Source organism: Algoriphagus aquimarinus, assembly GCF_007997215.1.
Classification (GTDB): Bacteria; Bacteroidota; Bacteroidia; order Cytophagales; family Cyclobacteriaceae; genus Algoriphagus; species Algoriphagus aquimarinus_A.
The window spans coordinates 892,371-916,282 of sequence record NZ_VORW01000001.1 but is presented as its reverse complement, the minus strand read 5'-3'; the positions used below and the strand labels follow the sequence as shown (position 1 = coordinate 916,282).

The 23,912-nt window shown below is 39.9% G+C and carries 17 protein-coding genes; 3 read left to right on the top strand and 14 right to left on the bottom strand.

All coding sequences use genetic code 11. The annotated features are described in order from the left end of the window. Positions 1-9: 9 nt before the first annotated feature. Together ESV85_RS04125 and ESV85_RS04120 are read right to left on the bottom strand one after the other, a co-directional pair. Complete coding sequence (locus ESV85_RS04125; protein ID WP_146914971.1) at positions 10-1,077, bottom strand: exopolysaccharide biosynthesis protein; 1,068 nt, start codon at positions 1,075-1,077, stop codon at positions 10-12. Further along, positions 1,077-3,656: an SLBB domain-containing protein gene (locus ESV85_RS04120; protein WP_146914969.1), complete on the bottom strand. Its 2,580-nt coding sequence runs from the start codon at positions 3,654-3,656 to the stop codon at positions 1,077-1,079. Before ESV85_RS04120 ends, ESV85_RS04125 begins: the two co-directional genes overlap by 1 nt. 195 nt (positions 3,657-3,851) lie before the next feature. Between ESV85_RS04120 and ESV85_RS04115 the strand changes: the two genes are divergently transcribed. From ESV85_RS04115 to ESV85_RS04105, 3 genes are all read left to right on the top strand, one after another. Next, positions 3,852-4,331 carry a nucleotidyltransferase substrate binding protein gene (locus ESV85_RS04115; protein ID WP_146914967.1) on the top strand — a complete coding sequence of 160 codons (480 nt, stop codon included), beginning with the start codon at positions 3,852-3,854 and terminating at the stop codon, positions 4,329-4,331. After that, a complete protein-coding gene (locus ESV85_RS04110; RefSeq protein WP_146914965.1) occupies positions 4,324-4,635 on the top strand; it encodes a nucleotidyltransferase domain-containing protein in 312 nt (103 codons plus the stop codon). Before ESV85_RS04115 ends, ESV85_RS04110 begins: the two co-directional genes overlap by 8 nt. 96 nt (positions 4,636-4,731) lie before the next feature. Beyond that, positions 4,732-5,622 carry a hypothetical protein gene (locus ESV85_RS04105; RefSeq protein ID WP_146914963.1) on the top strand — a complete coding sequence of 297 codons (891 nt, stop codon included), beginning with the start codon at positions 4,732-4,734 and terminating at the stop codon, positions 5,620-5,622. Here ESV85_RS04105 and ESV85_RS04100 read toward each other — a convergent pair. From ESV85_RS04100 to ESV85_RS04045, 12 genes are all read right to left on the bottom strand, one after another. Then, entirely contained in the window at positions 5,611-6,684 is a 1,074-nt protein-coding gene (locus ESV85_RS04100) for a DNA methyltransferase (RefSeq protein ID WP_146914961.1), read from the bottom strand. The two genes, ESV85_RS04105 and ESV85_RS04100, sit on opposite strands and share 12 nt — an antisense overlap. Positions 6,685-6,806: 122 nt before the next feature. Further along, positions 6,807-7,811: a radical SAM/SPASM domain-containing protein gene (locus ESV85_RS04095; protein ID WP_146914959.1), complete on the bottom strand. Its 1,005-nt coding sequence runs from the start codon at positions 7,809-7,811 to the stop codon at positions 6,807-6,809. Between the two features lie 45 nt (positions 7,812-7,856). Beyond that, positions 7,857-8,897: an adenylate/guanylate cyclase domain-containing protein gene (locus ESV85_RS04090; protein ID WP_146914957.1), complete on the bottom strand. Its 1,041-nt coding sequence runs from the start codon at positions 8,895-8,897 to the stop codon at positions 7,857-7,859. Positions 8,898-8,911: 14 nt separating this feature from the next. Next, complete coding sequence (locus ESV85_RS04085) at positions 8,912-9,292, bottom strand: response regulator (protein ID WP_146914955.1); 381 nt, start codon at positions 9,290-9,292, stop codon at positions 8,912-8,914. Beyond that, positions 9,289-10,206 (bottom strand): sensor histidine kinase, encoded by a 918-nt coding sequence (locus ESV85_RS04080; protein ID WP_146914953.1) that lies wholly within the window; start codon positions 10,204-10,206, stop codon positions 9,289-9,291. The genes ESV85_RS04085 and ESV85_RS04080 overlap by 4 nt, the downstream gene beginning before the upstream one ends. A 1-nt stretch (position 10,207) precedes the next feature. Beyond that, on the bottom strand, positions 10,208-13,906 hold the full coding sequence (locus ESV85_RS04075; RefSeq protein WP_146914952.1) for a sensor histidine kinase: 3,699 nt from the start codon (positions 13,904-13,906) through the stop codon (positions 10,208-10,210). Positions 13,907-13,908: 2 nt separating this feature from the next. After that, positions 13,909-17,679: a two-component regulator propeller domain-containing protein gene (locus ESV85_RS04070; RefSeq protein ID WP_146914950.1), complete on the bottom strand. Its 3,771-nt coding sequence runs from the start codon at positions 17,677-17,679 to the stop codon at positions 13,909-13,911. A 340-nt stretch (positions 17,680-18,019) separates the two neighbouring features. Continuing rightward, positions 18,020-19,405 carry a sensor histidine kinase gene (locus ESV85_RS04065; protein ID WP_146914948.1) on the bottom strand — a complete coding sequence of 462 codons (1,386 nt, stop codon included), beginning with the start codon at positions 19,403-19,405 and terminating at the stop codon, positions 18,020-18,022. Positions 19,406-19,506: 101 nt separating this feature from the next. Further along, complete coding sequence (locus tag ESV85_RS04060) at positions 19,507-20,574, bottom strand: DUF3500 domain-containing protein (protein WP_146914946.1); 1,068 nt, start codon at positions 20,572-20,574, stop codon at positions 19,507-19,509. 139 nt (positions 20,575-20,713) lie between these two features. Beyond that, a complete protein-coding gene (locus ESV85_RS04055) occupies positions 20,714-21,016 on the bottom strand; it encodes an EthD family reductase (RefSeq protein WP_146914945.1) in 303 nt (100 codons plus the stop codon). Positions 21,017-21,050: 34 nt separating this feature from the next. Beyond that, positions 21,051-22,679 (bottom strand): sensor histidine kinase, encoded by a 1,629-nt coding sequence (locus tag ESV85_RS04050; RefSeq protein ID WP_223275897.1) that lies wholly within the window; start codon positions 22,677-22,679, stop codon positions 21,051-21,053. 90 nt (positions 22,680-22,769) lie between these two features. Continuing rightward, on the bottom strand, positions 22,770-23,909 hold the full coding sequence (locus tag ESV85_RS04045; protein ID WP_146914943.1) for an FIST signal transduction protein: 1,140 nt from the start codon (positions 23,907-23,909) through the stop codon (positions 22,770-22,772). Between the last annotated feature and the right edge of the window lie 3 nt (positions 23,910-23,912).

Sequence of the window (23,912 nt, the reverse complement as noted above, 5' to 3'; positions counted from 1 at the left end):
GCTTATGAGTTAGCTTTCCTGCACGTGTTTCTGGTACAATCGGCGGAAGTAGAATACAAAAAGTGTCAATAAACCGACGATGATACAGCCCAACACCATTCCCTTGACCAAGCGAACCTCAGATCGCTCCAAAGGAAATCTAGGTGAATCTATAATCTGAATCAGAGGTGAATTATTGCGATGATTGACTTTGGCTATTTCGAGGTTCTTTACGATTTCCTCATACACAGCACCCGTCGCCTGCACATCGATCTGTCGTTTTTTGGTCTCTATGGTGGCTGTAGAAAGCAGCGGGTTAGCATTTGGAACCCGATCTGTCGCCATCGCATAGGCACCAATACTTTCATCCAGGATTTTTCTCACTGAGTCTGCCTGAGATTGCAGTATACCTAGATTTTCACCGCTTTTCTTGGTTTTAGTTTCTAGGTAAAACGTGTTTACATTTTGTACCAAACGCTCGTTGAATACTTTCGCGTACCCCTCGTCTTTGGAAGAAATAGAAACCTGAATAATACTAAGCTTTCGATCTGGCTTAGCTACGCTGAGCTGATTTTCCCGGATTAATTTTGCTACTTCTTTCACAACAGAATCCTGAGAAACTGTGAATTGCACCCTAGGAACAGAGAAATCCATGGAAGGGATATCCACTCTGGAAGCCCACTTTTTATCCAACTCCTCAAAAGTAACAAAGCGATCAATCAGCAATTCATTGTCATCAAACTTACTCAGCAAAGTCTCGTCAAGCATCCTGTCAGAGCGATACAGCTCCATGATATTATCTCCTTGAAATAAACCACTCGTACTCCCAAGTGAACCTAAATTCACTCCCACAAGCGATGCAAGGCCTGACATCTGGCCCATGCCACCTGCATCACCTTCTTCTAGGACAAAAGAAGTCTCAGCATGAAAAACAGGTTTTTTGAATATGGAAACTAACGCGCCTAATGCAATTCCTATTATCCCTGAAAGAACCAGGGTTTTCCATTTAGAAAGAAAAAAAGCAATCCATTCACTGATGTTTTGGAAGACTTCCTTGAGCGTAAACTGATTATCAGAAAAGTGTTGTGATCCCGCCATTACCAGTTGATTTGTGAAATGACTAATCCAAGAGTGGCCAGACCAGTAGTTATGCCCACTACTTCACCCAATCTCAATGGTACTCTAGGCCCTTTGGTAGGCACTATTACTTCCGCTCCTGGCTCTACTGGTGGATAATTCCGGATTCCAAAAAATCCCTTTGTTCTCTTTACGGCACCATTTGCATAGACCACATAGGTTTGCTTGCGGTTCGCACGGCGCTCAAAACCTCCAGCTCCATTGATGTAGTGTTTCAAGCTTCTATTAGACTCGTGTCTCAAGGTGGTAGGATAGACTACATCACCACGCATTCTGACTGTCTGAAGCAATTTCGGTACAGAAAGAATATCACCTTCCTCCAAAAGCAAGTCATTCTCTGATCCAGGATTTTGGATGATTTTTTCCAGATCTATTGCTACTGCTTCAGTTTCCTTCAGTTTCACTGCAAATCCTGGGGTTTCTGCGGCTATCTGGTCTAAAGATTCTCTTTTGGTTATAGCTAGTTGATTATCTGCAGGAGATTCACTTGTTGGAAGATCTTTGAATAATCGCTGCATCAATTCTTCTTGTGCCTCTGAGTTACTTGGATCTTCAGCCAATCTCATTCTGAGACCTTCCAGGTTTCTCTGACGACGGATCTGTTCGGATTCTGTATTGAAAAACTCTGTTCGACGGATTAAAGTAGCGCCTTTAGCGTATGCAAATTGATTCAAACCTCCGGCACGTCTTACCAAATCGGAGATTCGCTCTCCACTGCTTTGAATAGCAAAAATGCCTGGTGAATTCACCTGACCCTCCACCGCGCTTAATTTCTGCATGGTAAAATTGGCCCGCTTCCTCACGATGACCTGATCAAAAGGCATCAGAGAAGTAGAATTCGGATTAAAACCTAAATCTGGATTGACATGAGCCGGAATGATGTCGGATAAGGTACCCAAATCAGAATCTTCCAGTCTTCGGGCAATTTCTATGTCTTGTGAATTGGCAGATTCCTGAAAACCTCCAGCCATGACGATGAGTTCTTCCACCTTCATAGATTCCGAATAAGGATAAACTCCCGGTCTCTTCACTTCCCCGAGAACCTGCACATATTGCTCGTTTCGAATGTCATAAATACTGGCGATTCTCACTACATCTTCTCGCTGAAGTGGAACATCAGTAACTGTCCCATCTAAGATCCCTTTGAGGTTCACCTGAATCATCTCTGTACTCAGATCTGCCTTCGTTCTCAACACACTCGCTTGCGCTGTGTATGCGTCACCGCGCAAGCCCTCCGCATTTTTCACCAATTGGGATAGCGTGAGACCTTCGGTCAAAGCAAATGTCCCTTCACGGTACACAGCTCCTTTGATTTGCACGCGATTGGAATAACGATCTAAAATCCTCTGAACAGTAATCTCATCCCCACCTTTCAGGATGAACATGTCGAATTGATTTTGGTACACATCAGACACCGATCGCTGATTTCCAGTGATTCTGGAGATAGCCACACGGTCCTTGAATGCTTCATCTGTAAAGCCTCCAGCATATTGCAAAAGGTCAGAAAAATTATCATCATCGCCCACTTCAAAGGTCATAGGGCGCTTCACTTCTCCTTTTACTTTTACATGAGAAAGGAAGGGAGGCACCAAAATCACGTCCTGATCCTGAAGCTGCCGATCTAGATCGGCTGTTCCTTTGATCAGCAAATCATACACATCTATTTCAGCGATTAGCTTATTGTTCCTGATCAATTTTATCTTTCTCATGGAGCCATTTTCACTCGGTCCACCCGCAGCATATAGCGCGTTGAAAACAGTGGAAAAAGCACTCAAGGTAAATGTTCCCGGCAATCGAACCTCACCCAAAATATTCACTTTTATCGTTCTCACATTCCCCAAAGTAACCTGTAGAAAAGTGTTGGGATTACTTCCTGTAAGCCCTGGATAGTATCGAGAAACCCGATTTTTGATAATACCGGTAGCTTCTTCTATAGATTTGCCCGAAACTGAAACAGGCCCAATATTGTCTAAAATAACAAAACCATCCGGGTTGACAGTCGCTTCATAATACTGCTCTGACTGACCATAAATATCTACATAGACTACATCTCCTGGGCCTAAAATATAAGTCTTCGGAGTAGCCTGATTGAGGCTAGGTTCGAAGCTGAGTTTTCTGCTTTGCTGATAGAAAAGAGACTGACCGAAAATGTTATTCCCAGATGAAGTCGTCCCCAAATCTTCTTGAGGCTGATAAATTCCTTGGGTAATTTGGTCAAAATCTACTTGTTGGCGCGGGTCGCGTTTTGATGCATTCGTCTTGCGACTAGAACTCGTCGTGTCTAAATCCTGAATTCGATTTTTTAGCTTGACCACCTCTGAGGATGGCATGCCACGTAGTTGAGCCATCTGCAGGAATTCTTCCGAAGAAAGCCCGGCATCAGAGGCCCTTTTTAGCAATTCCTGGACTTGGCTGTCACTCATTTCGTCCACATTGATTTGAGTCAAGTCGGTGGTTTCCTGTGCGAAAGTCTGAGGAATAGCCAATCCAAAGAAGGCTAGAATTACAAAAAAATAAGAGAATCGTTTTATTGAAATCATAGAGAAAAGGTAGTCCCGGGTGAATCAAGAACAAATATGGAGATTAAAAATCCATGAATTTCTTAATTCTACCAAATATAGTTCCAAAAACCTATTAGAGACTCAATCTACAAGTCATCATTAACAATTGCATAAGACAGGGATTTTCAAGTACTGAGAATTACAATTGACTGCATTTCATTGTAACTTTACTAAATGAGCAATCAAGATATAAGATGGAAACAACGCTTCAAAAATTATGAGAAAGCATTCCGAAAGCTTGAGGAAGCAGTTATTAGGATAAAAACAGATTTTTTTGAAGATGGAGCAATCGATGAAAACAAGTTTAAAGCTGGGGATGATATTTTAAAAGAGGGTTTGATTCAGCGGTTTGAATACACGCATGAACTCGCTTGGAATGTGATGAAGGATTTTTTGATGGAAAGTGGCACTCCGGAACTATATGGTTCAAAAGATGCAATTCGCGAAGCTTTTAAAGTAGGATTGATCGATAATGGTAAAATATGGATGGACATGATAAGTAGTAGAAACAGGACGTCTCATACATATAATGAAGAAGTTGCAAATGAAATTTTCAGTATGGTCATCAATGAATACTATCCTGCATTTTTGGATTTTAAAAAAACGATGGATTTAAAAAGAGGTGGAATTCAGCCTGACATTTTCAATGACTGATATAGGGCTGCATAAAACGGATATTACCGCAATCAATTCGGTGTTCGAAGACTATTCTCAGATAGATTCAGTCCTATTGTATGGATCTAGAGCAAAACACTCTTTTCGAGATGGCTCAGATATCGACCTCACAATTGTTGGAGAAAAAGTAACACTTAACGAATTATTCGAAATAGAGCAGAAACTTGATGACTTACTTCTCCCTTGGAAAATTGATCTTTCACTATTCCATCAAATCGAAAACAAGGAATTAATCGAGCATATTAAGAGAGTCGGAATTGTGTTTTACTGTAAGAATAAATAGTCACTCCGTACAATTCCTGCTTATTTCCTAATTGTAAAAATTTTAAATTAAATTTATAGTATAATATTTTCCGTGCAATCTAATATTCAGCACTAAATGAACCCACTGGCTCTAGAACTTAAAACGAAAAAAACTTCACTTTTAGAATTTTTAATCACCACAAAAAATGTACTTCAGTTTTTGCAGTTTATGACAACTGATACTGCTTATGTGGGAGATTATCGAATATCTAAGCAGAAAAATGATGGCACTGAGAAATTTTTAAGACCTATAAATACAAAATTATATATATCTGATCCTGAAAATTTTCAAATTAGCTTTGAAAAGCTTATTGAAATTTTAGGCCGTATTAAGTCTCGGATTCTTGATTTTTCAGATGAAGATTTGTCGATTATTGACTCGGTAGTTTATACTATTCAGCAATCGATAGGTGCAGGATTTGATCTCCTCGTTGCAAGTAATAGTTCTAGAAAACATGTGGGAAATAGATTTGAGGAATTAATTCGATGTGTTTTCAGTGAAATTGGCATTGAGAATAAACACACCGTGTTGCAAATTCCTTATGAAACAGAATCAGGTAAAAAAGTCTATAAATGTGAAAATGATTTGGTGATATCCCCTTATTCTAAAGTACGGTCTACGGGGAGCACTCTAGATGAAAAAGAAATTGTTGTGTCTGTAAAAACTACTTCCAAGGACCGAATGGGTAAGATGTTTATTGATAAGATGCTACTTGAAAGATTTGTGAAGCATCCTCAAAAAGTCATTGGAATCTTTCTAAATGATGTACAGAGAAAAGAAGAAAAGGCTATCTCTTACACTTTAGTTTCAGGACTGTTTATGGTTTACACTCAGTTTTTAACGCCTTTGGAAGGAATATACTATTTAGATCCACCTCCAAATGCACTGAAAAAACCCTTTAGTAACCATATGAGTACATTTTCACGACTTATCACGAAAGACGTTTTCAAATTATTAGCCTCGTAGTTTTTTTCTACGAGAATTAGAGTCAGTTGTATCTTTTTCAGTCAATATTCTCTCAATATGGGCACTATCTAATAATCTATTTTTGATGTTATGGCAATATCCTTCATCTAGCTCAGTCCCCAACCATTTTCTCCCATATGCCTCTGCTACAGCAAATGTAGTTCCTGATCCAGCAAATGGATCTACGACTAAATCTCCGAATTTACTTGAGGAAAGGATTGCCTTTCTTAAAAGTTCAACAGGTTTTTGTGTGGGGTGTTCAAATCGTTCCCAAGAACTGTTTGAAATGGTTGGTATTTCAAAAACATCCTTAGGTTTGGCTCCCAACGGGTTCGGTTCCCAAACATATTCATTCGATTTTTTCCCATTTGCATATTGAGATGTTTCTGCCTGAGCACGTTTTGGGTACTTTAACGTATGTTCATTATATGGAATTCTTACTTCATTATTATTGAAATAGAATTCCTTGGTTTTGCGTAGATGCAAAATGCTTTCGTGGGATCTACCCCAGTCATTTCCAAGATTAGCTTTGTTTCTATAAAACCAAACTAACCATTTACATCCCTTGAATAAGTCAGAGCTTATCCATTTAATATCAGCCAAGATTTCAGAGAATCCACATATATACATGGATCCTGTTTTATTAAGAACTCTATGGGACTCTTTAATCCATTGATAACTCCAGTCCAAGTATTCTTTTTGGGAAGAAAAACAATCCCACTTAGCTTTTTTAATATTATATGGAGGGTCAGCAAATATTAGATCCACGCTATTTGACTCTAAGGATTTCAAAAAATCTATTGCATCTGCCATAAAAAGACTTCCAGAATCAGTCTTGAAAAATGGAGATATTTCTACTTTTAGTTTAGACTTGGTCTTATACTCTATCTCAATCTGCAAATCTTCCACATAAGATTCAACTTGATCTTCAGTATAAACTCTATAATTGTTAATGGGGTGTCTTGATGAAACAAATTTCCCGGAATTGTCCCATCTTCTCAGAGTTTCAGAACTAACATCTAGCTTTTTTGCTACTTCCCCAACTGTTAAATACTTGTCCATATATCTATAAAAACCTTATACAAGATTACACAAAAGTATCAAGACAATTTGTGCTTGTCAAGTATAAATGATCCTATATCATAAATTAATGACAATTATGTCTTAAAATGTGGTTCCGATACTCACTCCGTACAGTTCCTGCATATTTCGATCTGAGTCCGATCGCTTAGCAGCTGTTTTCTGAAGTTTTGGTAGGGAAGGGATGACCAGATAGACGCGAGCGATTGGGCTTTCAATTCACCCATAACATACTCCGCATCCTTGTCAAAGCAGCAGGGGACAACTTTTCCATCCCAAGTAGAAACAGCTCCTTGCCACATCCGCCAGCACTTATTCTCAAGCTTCTTCTTAAGCTTCCACTTACCATTTCCCTCCGGCACGTACCTAGAATATCCGAGATCTGAAGGAATTAACTCTGAACCATTCTCAAAATCATAGATCTGCGTGGTTTTCAACTGCAACTCGTCGACCTGCATTTCTTTCGCCCATTGCTTCAATTCCGGCAGTTGATGTTCGTTTTGTCCTGTGACCAAAAACTGTAGTACCACACGAGGAAAGTTTTGTCCTGACTTTTGCCTTTCTGACAAAAGTAATTTGATGCCTTCCTGTACTTTCTCAAGCGTTCCCCCTACACGGTATTTCTCATAAATATCCTGTGTGATTCCATCCATGGATACAATCAATTGTTTCAGTCCACTTCGAAGAACTTCGCTGACTTGCTTTTCCTGTAGGTAATGTGCGTTTGTAGAAGTAGACGTGAAAATCCCTTTGGAATCAGCATAGCTAACCATTTCCAAAAAGCGTGGATTCAAAAAAGGCTCACCCTGAAAATATAAATGAAGCCAAGTGAGATGGCCTTGAACCTGATCAATTGTTTTCTTAAAAAGTGCGTCTTGAAGCATTCCCGTAGGACGGGAAAAGTCCCGTAATCCTGAAGGACATTCTGGGCATCTCAGATTACAACTAGTGGTGGGTTCTATGGACAGAGTGGTAGGTTTACCCCAAATAATTGGCCTTCCTAACAACCTTGAAAGCTGAAATGAACTTGCTAACAAGGCATAATTGAGGGTTTTCTGAAAAGTCAGAAGACGAAAGAATGCTAAAGCCGTGACAATATTATTTTTCACGAGGTCAAGTAAGGAATACTAAAACGAAGAAGCAATCTGCTAAGTCTAATTTACAACTTCCAATACAGACACAGGTTTGGCTTTGTTCTTTAGGGTCATCTCACCCAGCTTTTGAAAAGTGAATAAATCCGATATTCCTCCAGCGCATTTCTCCAAAATCAGTATTTGTCCAGGGTTAGCTGCATTCTGAAGTCTTGAAGCAACGTTCACCGCATCACCGATCACTGTATAATCCAGCCTTTTCAAGGATTGGGAACCTATATTTCCAGAGACCATTTCTCCTGAGTTCATTCCTATAGATACTTTGGGACTGAAGTTCGATTTTTCGGAATACATCGGCATGGCATTCATCTTATCCCGGATCGCAATACAGGCTCTCACTGCTCGCTCCACTTGATCAGGCCCTTTGAAAACTGCCATCACTGCGTCTCCGATGAATTTATCTACAGCTCCCTTTTGTTCGATAATTTCACGTACCATCAAGTCGAAATACTCATTGAGTAAAGGCACAACGACATTAGGCTCTTCATTTTCTGAGATTTTGGTAAAGCCACACAAATCCACAAAGGCAACTGTAGCTTCCACGGTTTCATTCTCCATCAAGGAAGTTTCAGATTCTTTACCCACCATGAAATTGAGCACCGTCTCGTCCACATACATTTTCAGAATATTATTTTCCCTCATGGCCGTAAGGGTTGACTTAATCTGATTAATATGCTGAAGTGTCTTCTCTATGGTGATCTCCAAATCCTGAAAATCAACTGGCTTCGTTATGAAGTCAAATGCACCCCGATTCATCGCCGTGCGGATATTTTCCAAATCTCCATAGGCAGAAATAATCACCGCTTTGAGTAAAGGGTTTTGTTCCTTTATTTTGGATAATAAGGTCAATCCATCCATTTCCGGCATATTGATATCACTCAGGATCATGTCGATATCGGGTTGCTCGTATAGAATATCCAATGCCTCGCGCCCGTTCAGCGCAAATACAAATTCATATTCACCAGCTCGAATCTTACGTCTGAATTTCTGCGTAATAAGGACTTCCAAATCTGCCTCATCGTCCACTACAAGTATCTTAGCCATAGCTCAAAAATCTACTATTGATTAATTATTCGACCGATTTCTTTTCTAAGCGAATCAAAATCTATCGGCTTGGTGAAAAACTCCTTAGCTCCAGATTCCATCGCTTTCTTAAAATTTTCTGTATCACCATACGCTGAGATCATACTCACGTTAATGGCTGGAAATTGGCTTTTTACCCTGTCCAATAACTCTAGTCCAGTCATTCCGGGCATATTGATATCCGAAAACACATATACAACTTCCGGCGGATGCTCGCTACCAAGTAATTTGAGCGCCTCATCGCCTGAAAAGGCAAAAGCAAGTTCCAAAAGACCACTTTTGACCTCTTTCCTGAATTTCTGGCGAAAAAGTAATTCTACATCTCGCTCGTCATCTACGATTAATATTTTTGTCATTGTGCTGATGATATGGATGGTAACGTAATTTCAAATTTGGTAAATTCTCCCTCTGTAGAAGAAATGGCTAAAGTGCCTTTGTGTGCTTTCACTATATCGTGGGTTATGGACAAGCCAAGCCCTGTCCCTTCTTTCGCTTTTTTGGTGGTGAAAAAAGGCTCTAAAATTCTATTTAAAATTGGCTCTGGTATGCCGGCACCGTTATCTTCTATTTCAATAACAACTATGTTCTTTTCTTGTCTGGTACGGATTTTCAGTAGAGGTTGAAAAGTCTGATCTCCACCATTCTCCAACAGTGAATTGAACTTGCTACGCATGGCGTCAAAAGCATTATTACATAAGTTCACAATCACTCGACTAAAATCCTCTGCAATAATGGAAACCATTCCAACGTCAGGATCTAACTTCCACTCAAAACTTACATTTATCGGATTCTTCCCCGCTCGCATTCCATGAAAGGCCAAATTCACAAATTCCTGAAGCAAACTATTTAGATGAGTGGGCACAAATTCTCCTTGCCCACCTCTCGAATGCATCAGCATGGATTTTACTATTCCATCGGCTCGCTTACCATGTAAAAGGATTTTCTCAAGGTTAGCCTTTATATCTTGAAGTAGATCTTCGATTCCTGCAATCGTATCATTACGCTCAAGACTCTGAAGCTCCTCCACTATCTCATCTACATACTCAATGCTCAGTTCGGAAAAATTATTAACAAAATTGATTGGGTTCTTTATCTCATGAGCGATGCCTGCAGACAATTGTCCAAGGCTAGCTAGCTTCTCTTGCAAAAGTAATTGCTCTTGGAGTTCCTGATAATCTTTTATTGATTTCTCAAGTTCCAGAGTCCTTGTTGCCAGCAAGCGCTTTAGCTCTATATTTTTCTCAATCCAATCTTCTTGAACCTTTTCCATATTATTGGGTATCTATCGGTAATCGAATACAAAACTCAGTTCCTTCCCCCTCCTTGCTTTCTACCAGGATTTCACCACCGTGCGCTTTTACAATATCGTAACTTATTGATAAACCCAAACCAGTTCCTTGTCCTGTGGGCTTGGTAGTGAAAAATGGCTGGAATATTTTTTCCAATACTGACTTGGGAATCCCCTTCCCATTGTCTCTGACTTTGATCTCTACCCAATCAGCTTTCCTCTTTGTACTTAGCTCGACTAATGGATCATAGCCATCTTGGCCTTCACTCTTTCTGTCAGTTACAGCATAAAAAGCATTATTGATTAAATTAAGTAAAACTCTTCCCAATTCCTGCGCTACAAGATCAATTTTCCCAACTGTTGGATCAAATTCTGTTTTCATAGAGGAATTGAATGATTTATCCTTTGCCCGCAAACCATGATATGCCAGTCGCAGGTATTCATCTGTGAGCATATTAATGTCTGTCAATGCGCGATTGCCGCCACTTATTCTGCTGTGCTGAAGCATTGCTTTGACTATGGCGTCGGCACGCTTCCCGTGTTGATTTATTTTCTCCAGATTTTGCTGAATATCTACACTGATGGCTTTGGCTTCCTCTATTTCACCATTTTCTAATTCTTCCCGCATTTCATCAATAAGTTCACTACTTAGTTCAGAGAAATTATTCACAAAATTCAGTGGGTTTTGTATCTCATGGGCGATTCCTGCTGTCAACTCACCAAGAGAAGCCATTTTCTCAGATTGAACCAACTGACTCTGGGCATTCTTCAGGTCATCTATACTCTTCTTAAGCTGAGCCGTTCTATGTGAAACCCGTTCTTCCAAAATGCGGTTTTCCTTCTGAAGATACTTGGATCGCACTTGTACAATGAGGTAAATAAACCCAGCTAATAGGGAAGCAAAAATCACATAAGCTACCCAAGTCTGCCACCAAGGAGGTGAGATGGTAAATTTAATACTGGCAGGCTCACTCCATATTCCGCTAAATCCCCGAGTCGCTACTTTGAAGGTATATTCTCCTGGCAGTAGGTTATAGTAATTTTGAGTGGTACTTCTAGCGCTGACTTCAGACCAAGTATCGTCTTCTCCCTGCAAAATATACCTATACACTATTTTATCCCTTCCCAAAATGTCTGGATTCATAAAGGAAAAATTCATGGAATTTTGGTCATAAGGCAGTACTAAACCCATGGGCATTTTACTCACCAAATTCACACTATCCCAGTAGATATGATTCTGCATCAGATAGCTACTGTCAATTGGAATATCCTTTCCGGTATAAAACTCTGTGTGATCGGTATTCCAAATAGAATCCTCATCGGTGAATTGACTTTTGACAAAATTAGTCCCAAGAAAATCAGGATTTTGATCCATGATATTGATTTTGGTCATGACTACCGCCGGTCGTAGCGTATCTATCTTTGGGACTTGTGAGTTCACAGACATTATTGGCGCAGCACCCCACCACACATTTCCTGTAGATGTATAAACTGCAGTGGCTTGGTTGTAATCATTGTATGGAAACCCTTCTCTTTTTCCATAATTATAAAAGTGCCAGGTAGATTCTGCCTGTTCTTTGTGTGGACGCTTCACTACTACTATTCCATTATCTGACCCTATATGAAAATCGCCTTCTACTTCCACCATATCGTACATTACAGGTGGATTCAGGCCTTGGGCTGGTGTTAGGTTGGTGATGGTGTTTTCTGTCAAATCAATAATTGAGAATCCAGCATCTCCCCCTATTACTATTTCATCTTTGTGAGTTTTGATCATGATAGAGGTATAATCGCTAGTCAATCCTGAACGCTCACTGAGGTAGCTCACCTGTCCGGATTCTGGATCAAAAACATCTACCCCTATATCATTTCCGAACCAAATACGGCCATCCTTGTCCTCTTCTATCAACCAAACTCGACTGGATGCCAGCCCCGAAAACTCATCTGTTTTTACAAACGAAGTGAGGTCCGAGTTAAACTTCAATACTCCATCCACTGAGCCCAAATAAATATTTCCTTTGGAATCCCGAATTGCCTTCCAGAAAATTCTTGCGATGCTAGGATCTAGCTTGTATACAGAAGCAATATTTTCACTCAAATTAATGAGCGTGAAACCGCCTAAACTTCCCAGCAAGAGTTCGTCGTGAGATATTCTAGATATGGATCGATGGTTATTTCTATTTGCATCGCCAGGAAATTTAAGTAGATAAATTCTCTCCTTCTCTGGATCATAAATATTTATGCCCTCATAAGTAGCCATCCAAACCATCCCGTTTGGCCCTTCTTCTATACCCCAAACCTCATCATTTACTAAGCCGCTGTTGGCATTAAAATGTTGAGAAAGCATTCCTTCAGGATCGATCAAAAGTGCACCCGTATTCTCTGTACCAACCCATATATTACCCTTAGCATCCGTCATGGTAGCAGAAGGAAATCCAGAATTGATAAATTTTGCACCAGTGGTAATCTTCTTGATCTTTTGAAGTTCAGGATTATACAGAGTGACCGTGTCATTATCCGTGATCCAAACTCTATTTTGCAAATCAAAAGTTACAGATAACGACTTGCCATAATAACCTTGCTCTTCACCAAAAGAAATGAGGGTATTATCATCCAAAGAAACGGCCATTGGTTTTCCTTCAAATGATAAAGGCCAAACTTCCCCATTTGAGCTCTCGCTAAACTCATAGTAAAAGGTATTAGGATCTATTCCTGCTTTAGCCGAAATAAATCTTATGGCCGTGCGCTCAGCGTTAAGAACTCCAATTTTACCTCTCATACCGAACCACAGGTTTTTGGCTTTATCTAGGTGTACCCCTGCAGCTGTACTTCTTTGATCAGCCTGGAATTGTAATGAATGAAGTTTCTTAGTAGAAGGATTTAAAAAATGTATCCCAGTATTTAAATTCCCTAACCAAAACACGCCAGTCTCATCCTCAGAAATTCTTGCAAACTGAGTCCCTATCTGATAATTAGTTAGTATACTATGATTGATATCAAGCACATAAACGCCTGACAAAAGGGATAAAATCAGGAGGCTACCATCATTTCCAATCTCTAAGTCAACAATATTGTCTAGTAGCCCATCTGGATTTCGGGGTAGTATGCTATAGTTTTCAAATTGATCTCCAGTAAACTTCGAAAGCCCACGCTCTGTAGATATCCATACCATACCATTGAGATCGGTTACCATAGCAAAGACTTTGTTGCCTATCAATCCCTCCGTTTGACCTATTCTCAATATACCCGAATTGGATAAGTCTGATTTGGATAAAAATGCCAGCTTAGTGATCTGAGGTTCTGGCAAGAGCTGCTTTTTGACAGGAACACCAACTCCTGGAATGGTATCAAGATTAACCTGTATCTCATCATCTTCCCAAGCAATCGGGATAGCCTTGACAGGAGATTTCAACGGTTTAAAATCCTGAATAGAAAAAGGTTTAGAAGGCAACTTTGCAAAATCTATGGGATAGTTAACTCCCTTCGGCACCTCGTCTGAAGGTATGGTATCCCATTCTAAAGGTTTTCCTGTGGGGATTTTAAAAGGTTTAACTTCCGGAAGTTGATACCCAGAGGCATTTTCAGGAAAGGCAACCTCATAATTCTGCTGGCATGACGTGCCTAGCACTATCAAGAATAGTATGATAAAATAAGTAGATATAGGATGAAAGCTTTGCTTCATAGTTAGCTAGAAATGGAAGGGATTAATAGGTCTATGATGAAAGTCGTTCCTTCTCCTTCAGTGGACTCTACGCGAATTTCACCATCATGAGCTTTGATAATATCATAGCTCAGGGACAGCCCAAGTCCCGTTCCTTGCCCTGTTGGTTTGGTAGTGAAAAATGGCTGAAAGACTTTATCTACTATAGCTTTTGGGATCCCCTTCCCATTATCAGTTACTTTAATTTGAATCCCTTTTTTGTCTTTGTTAGTCTCAATTAGTGATGTTTTCACAATTACATTAGGCTTAAAACTATCACCTGCTTCCTTTTTCTTTTCATTGACTGCATAGAAAGCATTGTTAAATAGATTTAATAATACCCTACCCATATCCTGACCCAAGACAGGTATTATTGGAAGCGTAGCGTCAAAGTCCATTTCAAAATCTGAATTAAAGGAGCTGTCTTTGGCACGCAATCCGTGATATGACAATCTCAAATATTCATCTGCAAGCGCATTGATGTCTGTAGGTTCCTTTGTTCCTTTTCCACTCCTACTATGCTGTAACATTCCTTTCACGATTGCTCCAGCACGCTTTCCATGTTTGGTGATTTTCTCAAGATTACTCTCTATATCCTCTAAGATATCATTCTCTAGCTCAATATCGCGCTCGCCTTCTGGCCTAGCTCTTTCCTCCTTGATCTCTTGTACCAATTCATTGGTTACCTCAGAGAAGTTATTCACAAAATTCAGCGGGTTTTGAATCTCATGAGCTATTCCTGCCATCAATTCCCCCAAAGAGGCCATTTTTTCAGAGTGCAGTAATTGCGCCTGCGTGTCTTTCAGGTTTTCATGTGTAGATGCCAGTTCTGTGTAAGCAACTTCAATATCTTTGGCATGCTGAAGTTCCCGCTCTTTTGTTCTCTCTTTTTCAGCTTTGATCACCTGGTTCCTTTGATAGATTGTGATCGGATAGATTAGGGATATAAAAAGTAATCCATAGATCAAATATGCCCACCAAGTCCTATACAAGGGAGGTAAAACCTCAAAACTATAACTTGTTGGTTCAGTCCATTGTCCAGCTTCATCTTCAGTCGGTCCAGTGAATCGAGCTTTTACCATAAAGGTGTACTTGCCTTCCTGAATATTTCCGAAGTTGGCAGTGGTCTTTTTGAGTACTGGACTCCATTTCTCATCATACCCTTCCAATATATATTGGTATTCTATGAGATATGGCTTAGCCAGCTCATCTGTCCCAAAATCTATATTGATGTCGTTATTTCTATAGGGAAGTACAAGGTTCTGTGGTAAAGAATAAAAACTAGAAATACTGTCGAACTTAATGCCCTTGTACTTATCCTTCAATTCTGTTCTCTCCAAGTCAGTCAATATATTACCGTATACCATCAATTCCTCCGTGGTACGGGGAAAAGTATTTGTAGTTCCCCCTCTTCCTAAATCATAATCCTTGCTCAAGCTGTGCCAGGAAATGACCTCTTCACTAAGTCTAAGCTCCTTTATCAGCACAGCGGGTTGGGCGTGATTCCTCTTTAATGCCTTATAATCAAAGCGGACTAAGGCCGTTTTATTGTTTCCCGTTCCTGCCCAAAGAATTCCGTTTTGATCCACGTACATTCCATTTTGTCCATCGGAAAGATCCTTCACCGGAAACCCAGTGTCGGAATTAAAAATCTCAATATTCCTGAGTGAATCCAGCGGCTTCCCCTCTTTTGGCCCGTCAAAAATTGCAATACCAAGGTTGGTTCCCACTGCCATTATTCCCTCTGGTAATTCGGCGATTTGGAGAATGACATTATCCGGAAGCCCTTGAGAAGTAGTGAATGTCTGAAATAAGGCAACAGAATCTTCCAGCATAACTTTATAGTCTTCCAGGCTTACCACCTTTTCAATCTGTCGGATTTTTTCAGAGCTCAAAATACTCAGGCCATTTTCTGTACCGATCCAAAGATTTCCTTGCTTATCCCTCACAAGCCGGATCACCGCATCGTCTGCTAGACCTTGGTCGGAAGAGAAATTAGTGAAGTTAACTCCATCAAACCTACTTAAACCCCCATCCGCTGCACTTAGCCATAGCTTTTTGAAATCATCCTCTACTATTCCTAATATCACATCTCCCACTAAACCTTGCTGGGAAGTATAGGTGGTAAAGCCATCTCCATCAAACCTACTCACTCCACCTCCATCAGTCCCAAACCAGAGATTTCCTCGAGAATCTTCCGTGATATTATATACTTCATTCGCAGCCAATCCCTGGGTAGTCGTATAGCTTGTAAAGGCTTCTCCATCATACACACTCACTCCACCCCCGCCAGTCCCAAACCATAGCTGATCTTTTTGATCCCGATAGCTGCTACTCACGATTTCACTGGCTAATCCCTGAGCTGAAGTATAGGTTGTAAATTGTTGCCCATCAAATCGGCTTACTCCGCCTCCGGCGGTCCCAAACCACAAATGTCCATTTTTATCCTCTACTGTGCTCAGGACTATAATATTTCCTAAGCCCTGAGATGCTGTAAAATTGGTGAAGCTTTCTCCGTCAAACCGGCTTACTCCGCCTCCATCAGTACAAAACCAAAGCTTGCCATTCGCATCGATCACAATGTCCAAGATACTATTACTTGCAAGACCCTGTTCGCGGGTATAAGTAGTCATCTTGGTTCCATCATACCTACTTGCACCAAGTTCTGTAGCAAACCAGAGTACTCCCTCGCTGGTTTCGACAATCGTCCTTATCACCATGCTGGCAAGTCCGTCTTCTTTTCTAATAGTTTTGAAATTATTGCCATCAAACCTACTGACTCCGCCACCAATCGTCCCAAACCAAATAATACCAGAATGATCAACTTTTATACTTCTGATTCTATTAGAAGGTAGCCCTTCGGATATTGTGAAATTAACGAAGGATGTTCCGTCGTACTTGCTAGCACCACCACCATTTGTCCCAAACCATAAATTCCCTTCCTGATCTTGCGCAATACTGATCACTACATCATCAGCTAATCCATCAGCGGAAGTAAAAGTTGTAAAGTTTGTGCCGTCAAATTTGCTGACCCCTCCACCATAGGTCCCAAACCATATATTACCTGCAGAGTCCTCAAAAATGCTAAAAACAGCATCATCTCCTAAGCCATTTTCGGCAGTATAGCTAGTAAATACATTGCCATCATAACTGCTTACTCCTCCACTGGCTGTACCGAACCATAATAGCCCTTTACTGTCTTCTAATATCGCGCGGACTGTATTTCCAGCCAAACCTTGAGATGTGGTGAAATTGGTAAATAGTATCCCATCAAATCGACTGACTCCACCTCCATTTGTTCCAAACCATAGGTGACCCCGACGATCCAAAACGGCACTATTGACTGCATCCAATGCCAATCCATTATCCGTTGTGAAGTTTTTGAATTGAGAAAGACCGCCATCACCTTGGATATAAGGTATCCCAGAAGCATTCCTTATAATTTGATCATTTTCATCGGTCAGATAGGGTAAATGATGTGAAGTCGGAGGGGCTAAGTTAATCATCGATAAAGTACCAGACTCATTAATATGCGTATAGGACCCGATAGATTGGCTTGGCACTTTAATACTAATCGGCTTGGGCACATCCGAAAGATTGACTCGAATAGGCTGAAGTGTATCTGCAAGATCACTGATAGAAAACATTTGTGGTAGTGATACGGCGATAGTTGCAGATGCAGGTTTGCTGTCCTGTCCTTTGGTACAGGAAAAAAGAATAAACACGCTTCCCACAAAAAAGAGAAAGTTTTTCATTGCAAAAACTCAAGTTGGTTTGAATCTGTAGGCTCAGATATTCAAAAAAGATTCTCAAAAGGTAAATATATTTTAAACCATATAAAACGCTTTTCGAAAAACTATTTTTGCACTTTTTCAATAAAACAGCAAATACTTTCTGTTTTCAAAAAACGCCTGATTCTAGCTCAGTACTAATAATTCACAAGTAATGAAATTTGAAAAGTCCAATTTTAATTGGAAAAATAAGAAGCTCTAGTTATTGAAAAAATACTCTTTATTCAATGGATATTCAGGAGCCTAAACATAAAAAATCGACTATACGATTGGCTCCTTCATTCACATCCTATCTCGAACATATTTAGTAAGTAGGGATGAAAACATGGAATTCAGTCCACGAATCTTCACCCTTCTTCATATCCCCCACTTGACTACTCACCGTCAATTCACCTCCATGTACTTTCACAATATCATAACTCAAGGAAAGTCCTAAGCCTGTTCCTAAGCCTGTTGGCTTAGTGGTAAAAAATGGCTGAAATATTTTTTCCTTAACCGTATCAGGCATACCAGTTCCATTGTCTTTCACTCTGATCTCTATCCCCTTATTTGTTCTCTTAGAAGACAACCAAACAGTGGGCTTATAGCTGCTAGAAAGTTCGGAATCACCGATCTCATCCACTTGCTTTTTCCTCTCAGAAACTGCATAAAAAGCATTATTCACCAAATTTAGAATAACTCTTCCGATCTCTTGAGAAACTACTTCGACAGTACCAACAGCCTCGTCCAAGTCAGTTTCCATACTGGCATTAAATGACTTATCTTTTGCTCTTAATCCATGATAAGATAGACGAAGGTATTCATCAGCGAGTTCATTGATATCTGTTAGTTCTTTCACTCCAGAACTACTTCGACTATGCTGAAGCATACCTTTCACGATGGCATCAGCACGCTTACCATGATGAATTATTTTCTCTTCATTAGCCATTATATCACTCACGATCAACCTAATCTCCTCCAAGTCTCCCTTGGCCAATTCCTCTTTTAATTCGTCTAGGAGTTCCTTATTTAGCTCAGAAAAATTCGTGACAAAATTCAAAGGATTTTGGATCTCATGAGCAATCCCCGCCGTCAGTTCACCAAGGGAGGCCATTTTCTCAGATTGTATGAGTTGGGATTGCATTGCTTTGAGCTCGTGAAGTGTTTTCTCCAGCGATTCTTTTTGGGCGGTAATTTCCGCCGTACGCTCAGCCACTTGGATCTCAAGTGCATCCTTAAGCTTTTGTGAATTTTTGAACTCAATTTCCTTTTGAATGGCCTTTATTCTCTCTATCTCTAAGGCCTTCCGTTGCTTTCTACTTATAATAAACTGAGCTACCAGCCAGATCCACGCAAATATGACTGCAGTCTCAAACCAGTTTTCCCAACTATGAAAAAATTCCGGTGCAACTAGCCTGGTAAGATCCTGAAAAACATGAACCAATACCACCGGAAAAAACGCATATACAAATGGCTTAAGAGGCGAAAAGACTTGTCGGTTATAAGCTGCATAAACCACATACAAATTCATGAAATGTGCCACCCAGCGCATCACTCCATCCGTTTTTTCAAAAACAATTTGGATGGCCAAAAAACAACAAGCTGCTATCAAGCCCTTTAGAAATAAGCCTTGCCATTCAGGAAAATGCTCTTTGGTTTGCGCATGCGTTTGAAGAAATCTAAAGGCAATGATCAGAAGTATAAAATCCATGTAAACAGGGCTTGCATTTAAATAGAAAACTAAGCTATAGGCAAAATAAGAATAATTTCAGGAGATCACACTTCTAAGAGTACCCTCTATTACCAATTCTATTAGTGTTGATGGGCCAGTCGATGTTTCTTCAGTATATCCTCACCAAAGTCATTACCATTTTCTCTCCAAATCGTGTGTATATGGTTGGCGTTGTCCAGGAAGCCTACATTATCATACTCGATGATGAAGTCAGGACTATGAATCATGTAATAATGAGCTTTCATGGGCTCGTAGCTCCCAATCCAATTAAAATAAACTTCATCCATACCGCGTGCATGAAGAATCGCTAAGTATTCCTCAGCTTTTGGATGGTCTAGGTTATTGACATATTCCTCGATCAGGTAATGAAGAATTTTTTGTTGCTCAGGGGTCAATTCTGATCCTTTGATACCTTTAAATTCGCTGATCCATTGATCTCGGGCTGGGCTGGTAAGAATATCTCCGGGTACTTTTTCACTTAGCGTTGCTTTGGCTTTTTGGGCATCATCCAGTGTATTTACAAGCCAAAATCCATAATCCTCCTCTTTACTCAAAGGCCGCAAACCTGCGTATTGGGTCACTTCAACTACTGCCGGATCTGAACCAAGAAAAACTGGTGTCATCGAAAATTCATCTCCTGAAACTGTCAAATTGATAGAAATATGATGGCCTTCGAATTTCAATCCCCAGTTATCATCCGAACTCGGATCTCCTAAAATTGCAATGAAATAATTCCCATAATCCCAGTCCAGTGTACGGATCATTTTGATGGTGTTTTCATTCATCTGATCTCTCTGATATGCAATCTCCATGATTTCATGCAAAATATCATCGACTTGCATGATGGTGAAGACTTTCAAGTAACCCTGCGAGCTAAAAATCTTACTCAGTACCTTATGGAATTTAATCTTACTCTCCTCCGATAAGTCCCCAAACTTCAACCCACTTCTTGGAGCTAGTCCGATAGGAAGATTAGTCCATTTGGTTCGTAAACTGTCTGCAAAGTCAAATTGAATAGTGGCTTTTTGATCACTTGGCAGCGTCCCTACGAAAGCGGCAGTTTCCTTAGCCAAGTCTTCGACGCTTTGAGCATACAAGAAGTTAGATGTTAGGAAAGCAATGAGTACCAGTAAAATAGATTTAGACATAGTGAGCGTATTTTGGGTGTTAAAGGAAAATCATAAAATCATTGTCAAACCCATCAGGCATAGATCGGTCTGACTTATTTCTATTGAAAAAAGACAGGTTGGCTCTAGGTATTAGAGGGTCAATTCTTCTTTTGGAAGATTAGCCTACCATTCCTACCATAATCTTGAACCCACCTGTGGCAAAATTTGGAAGATCCGCAGCAGTGGCTTGTCCTTCATCCGAACCCATAGATTGCTGTAAAGACTCTGGACTTTCAAAATATAATTCTGCTAGTCTATAGTAGGCTGGATTCGACCCATCAGCCTCAGGAAGAAACTTGGTTACTTCAGCATTGACCACACCTTGGATTTTACCCACAAGCGGCATATGAGTGCTAGCATAGTAACTTTCAAAAGCGGCAGGATCTTCGGGATGATTGTAGAGAACGGTTAATTTGATCATGATTTTATTGGCTAAAATATGAGTTTATTTATATCTATATAGGTAAGGTAATGGTAAATTCTGAACCAACCCTTTCTGTACTATTCACGTCAATATGCCCTCCATGCGCCTTGATGATATCATAACTCAAAGACAATCCCAACCCTGTCCCCGAACCTGTTGGCTTGGTGGTAAAGAAAGGCTGGAAGATCTTGTCTTTGATAGAATTAGGAATTCCGAAGCCGTTATCCTTAAAAGTTAAAAGGACGTAAGGTCCTGAAAAAGAGTTTTTTAATCCTGAATGTCCGTTTGCTTGAATGAGTTGTGAACTTACTTTTACTTGAGGCTTATAATCAGGTTCATTGGATTTTGACCTTTCATTCACTGCGTCAAAGGCGTTGTTTATCAAATTTAAAATGACTCGACCTATATCTTGAGCGACAACTTTTACTTTAGGTAAATTGGAATCTAAGTCTAATTCAAAACTTGAGTTGAATGTTTTGTCTTTCGCCCTTAATCCATGGTAAGAAAGTTTCAGATACTCTTCTGTTAATCCATTAATATCCAGAGGTGCTTTTTCACCTTCATTTTTGCGACTATGCTCCAGCATGGCTCGGACAATCGCTCCAGCTCTAGTGCCATGGTGGGAGATTTTATCAGAGTTCTCTGCTAAATTTTTCAAAATGGCTTTGGCTTCTTCAATTGCTCCCTTGTCCAGTTCCTCATTTGCCTCCTCGATTAATTCTATATTCAGTTCCGAAAAGTTGTTTACAAAGTTGAGAGGATTCTGAATTTCATGAGCAATACCAGCTGTGAGCTGACCAAGAGAAGCCAGTTTTTCTTGCTGTACCAATTGATCCTGAGTTGTCCGCAAGTTTTTGATAGCCTCTTCTACTTTTCGCTTTGCCGTTTCCAGCTTTTTGAAATCTTCATATCGGTCATATGCCATAGAAAAATTGCTTGCCAAAGATTGGCATAATTCAAGGCTTTCTTCAGAAAGCTTTTCAAAATTTCCTATATAAAGCATTCCTTGGTTAAAAGGAATAAAATGAAGTTCAAGGTTGACTGGGGTACCTTTTGATTTGTAAAGTTCTTTTGATTCTATAAGACCCTTTCTTGCAAGAGTCTTTACCCATTTATTAAAATCTTCTTCTTTCCAGTTTTCAGTATAGATTTTCTGTTTTTTCCATGCCTTATGGACTTTTTCAGTCAATTTTGTGCTATTGAAAGGAATGTCCAAAACCGCAATTGATTCCTGCTCCGGAGTATTTAGTAATATATGAATATTGCTTTCTTCCAAGTTCATAAGGAACACGCCACAGCGGATAAATGGTACGTTCATGTTTTGAAGTTCCTCCCAGATTAGTGGGGAAATCTCTTTTAAATCATCAACATTTCGCATTGATGCAATTTCGGCTCTTATCCGCTCTAAGGATGCTTGTCTGGAAGAAACTAATGCTAGCTGCTCTACAACCTCCCTTTTTTTATCTAATTCTTCAATCGTCTCTTCCAGTAAAATTGAAGTGGCTCTTCTCATTTTTTCAGCACGTTCCAATTTAAACTCAACAAGGAAATGATCTTTGTCGAGTGCTTTCGCAATGCCAATTAATTTTTCTTTTTCTTCTGGAGCCAACTTTTCTGAAGAAGCAAAAAAATCTAAAAGAGATTGAATATGAGCATTCATTAGGAAACTATAGAATTAAATTCATTTGAATTTAAGCCAAATTCATATCTTCTACCTAAAGGCCGAAAGTTTATTTTTTTACCCATATTGTTACTTTTCCGAAAGTACTACCAGCGAGCAGGTATTATTGTGAAACTCATGTTTGCCTTTTGTGGCTTTGCCCATTTCTCCATAGCTAAAAAATCCTGCCATCGGTGCATTCCATACATTTTTCACATTGTTAATTTCATCACTCACCATCGGACCGAGTGAAAGATGGCGTGCTTTACAGGAAAACATAATTAAGGCATCGGCATTGGGTAACTCATTTTTTTTCACGGTCTCACATTCTTCAATTACCCGGTCGACTACATTAAAATCAGGAGGCAAAGAAAATCTTATTTTCGATCCTTGAGGTACGCTTCCAGCGCAGACTAAAGATCGGTCACTTTTATTCGCAAAAAGTGGTGCTCTGATCACAGGTTCTGCTCCTTCTCTCTGAAGTTGCATAGGGAATTCTGAACCAACATTGACAATCACATCCTTCCATTCATCCAAATTCTTATTCACTCCCATGTATTTGATAACTACATCGAGAGCAGGCTCGTTATCGATCGTGTACACGATGTTTCCTTCGCTTTTTGTGATAGTTCTTATGGTCCCAACAGGCTGCCAGCCACTGGTAGCGAGTCCAGCCACATTCACCTTATCCTCATCTAATATAATAGCTACCAATCCATTGATTTGATAATTTCCATTTGTAAAAACGTAGGTTCCTGTCATAGTGAAATCATCACCAGCCAATCCTCCAAAAATGGTAATTTCTGGTCCAGTTGCATTTTGAATGCCTTTTATAATCATTTCCCCATCGGTACTAATTCCCCCGGATGCTACAATAAACGCCGGGTTTTTGAAGGTGTCTGACCCGAGCTTTCCTATTTTTTCTGCAATTTCCACAGTTTGACCTTCTCCTGTTTCGAAATAGACACATCGGAAATAAGCTGGATTCAAATCCATCAACATGATTACTACTGATTCTTCGCCGATTTCACCATCTAAAAATTCTCCCGCAGTTGTGGCCCCAAAAATGAGAATATCCTTCTCCTCAAGCATCTTGCAGATAGCTTCGCGGTCTTGTGTGATTGACAAAAAAACAATGGCAAGTGTTGGTACATATCCATCTTCCAAAGCAGCACCAAAGGACTTTGTGATCTCTTCGGTAGTGTTACCTTTAATTGATTTTGCTTTCATTTC

Bases quoted from the DNA above. Each gene is read 5' to 3' on its own strand.
- ESV85_RS04045 (WP_146914943.1), bottom strand. From the start codon at position 23,909: ATGAAAGCAAAATCAATTAAAGGTAACACTACCGAAGAGATCACAAAG.
- ESV85_RS04085 (WP_146914955.1), bottom strand. From the start codon at position 9,292: ATGACAAAAATATTAATCGTAGATGACGAGCGAGATGTAGAATTACTT.
- ESV85_RS04105 (WP_146914963.1), top strand. From the start codon at position 4,732: ATGAACCCACTGGCTCTAGAACTTAAAACGAAAAAAACTTCACTTTTA.
- ESV85_RS04100 (WP_146914961.1), bottom strand. From the start codon at position 6,684: ATGGACAAGTATTTAACAGTTGGGGAAGTAGCAAAAAAGCTAGATGTT.
- ESV85_RS04090 (WP_146914957.1), bottom strand. From the start codon at position 8,897: ATGGCTAAGATACTTGTAGTGGACGATGAGGCAGATTTGGAAGTCCTT.
- ESV85_RS04050 (WP_223275897.1), bottom strand. From the start codon at position 22,679: ATGAATGCTCATATTCAATCTCTTTTAGATTTTTTTGCTTCTTCAGAA.
- ESV85_RS04120 (WP_146914969.1), bottom strand. From the start codon at position 3,656: ATGATTTCAATAAAACGATTCTCTTATTTTTTTGTAATTCTAGCCTTC.
- ESV85_RS04125 (WP_146914971.1), bottom strand. From the start codon at position 1,077: ATGGCGGGATCACAACACTTTTCTGATAATCAGTTTACGCTCAAGGAA.
- ESV85_RS04065 (WP_146914948.1), bottom strand. From the start codon at position 19,405: ATGGATTTTATACTTCTGATCATTGCCTTTAGATTTCTTCAAACGCAT.
- ESV85_RS04115 (WP_146914967.1), top strand. From the start codon at position 3,852: ATGAGCAATCAAGATATAAGATGGAAACAACGCTTCAAAAATTATGAG.
- ESV85_RS04110 (WP_146914965.1), top strand. From the start codon at position 4,324: ATGACTGATATAGGGCTGCATAAAACGGATATTACCGCAATCAATTCG.
- ESV85_RS04080 (WP_146914953.1), bottom strand. From the start codon at position 10,206: ATGGAAAAGGTTCAAGAAGATTGGATTGAGAAAAATATAGAGCTAAAG.
- ESV85_RS04075 (WP_146914952.1), bottom strand. From the start codon at position 13,906: ATGAAGCAAAGCTTTCATCCTATATCTACTTATTTTATCATACTATTC.
- ESV85_RS04055 (WP_146914945.1), bottom strand. From the start codon at position 21,016: ATGATCAAATTAACCGTTCTCTACAATCATCCCGAAGATCCTGCCGCT.
- ESV85_RS04060 (WP_146914946.1), bottom strand. From the start codon at position 20,574: ATGTCTAAATCTATTTTACTGGTACTCATTGCTTTCCTAACATCTAAC.
- ESV85_RS04070 (WP_146914950.1), bottom strand. From the start codon at position 17,679: ATGAAAAACTTTCTCTTTTTTGTGGGAAGCGTGTTTATTCTTTTTTCC.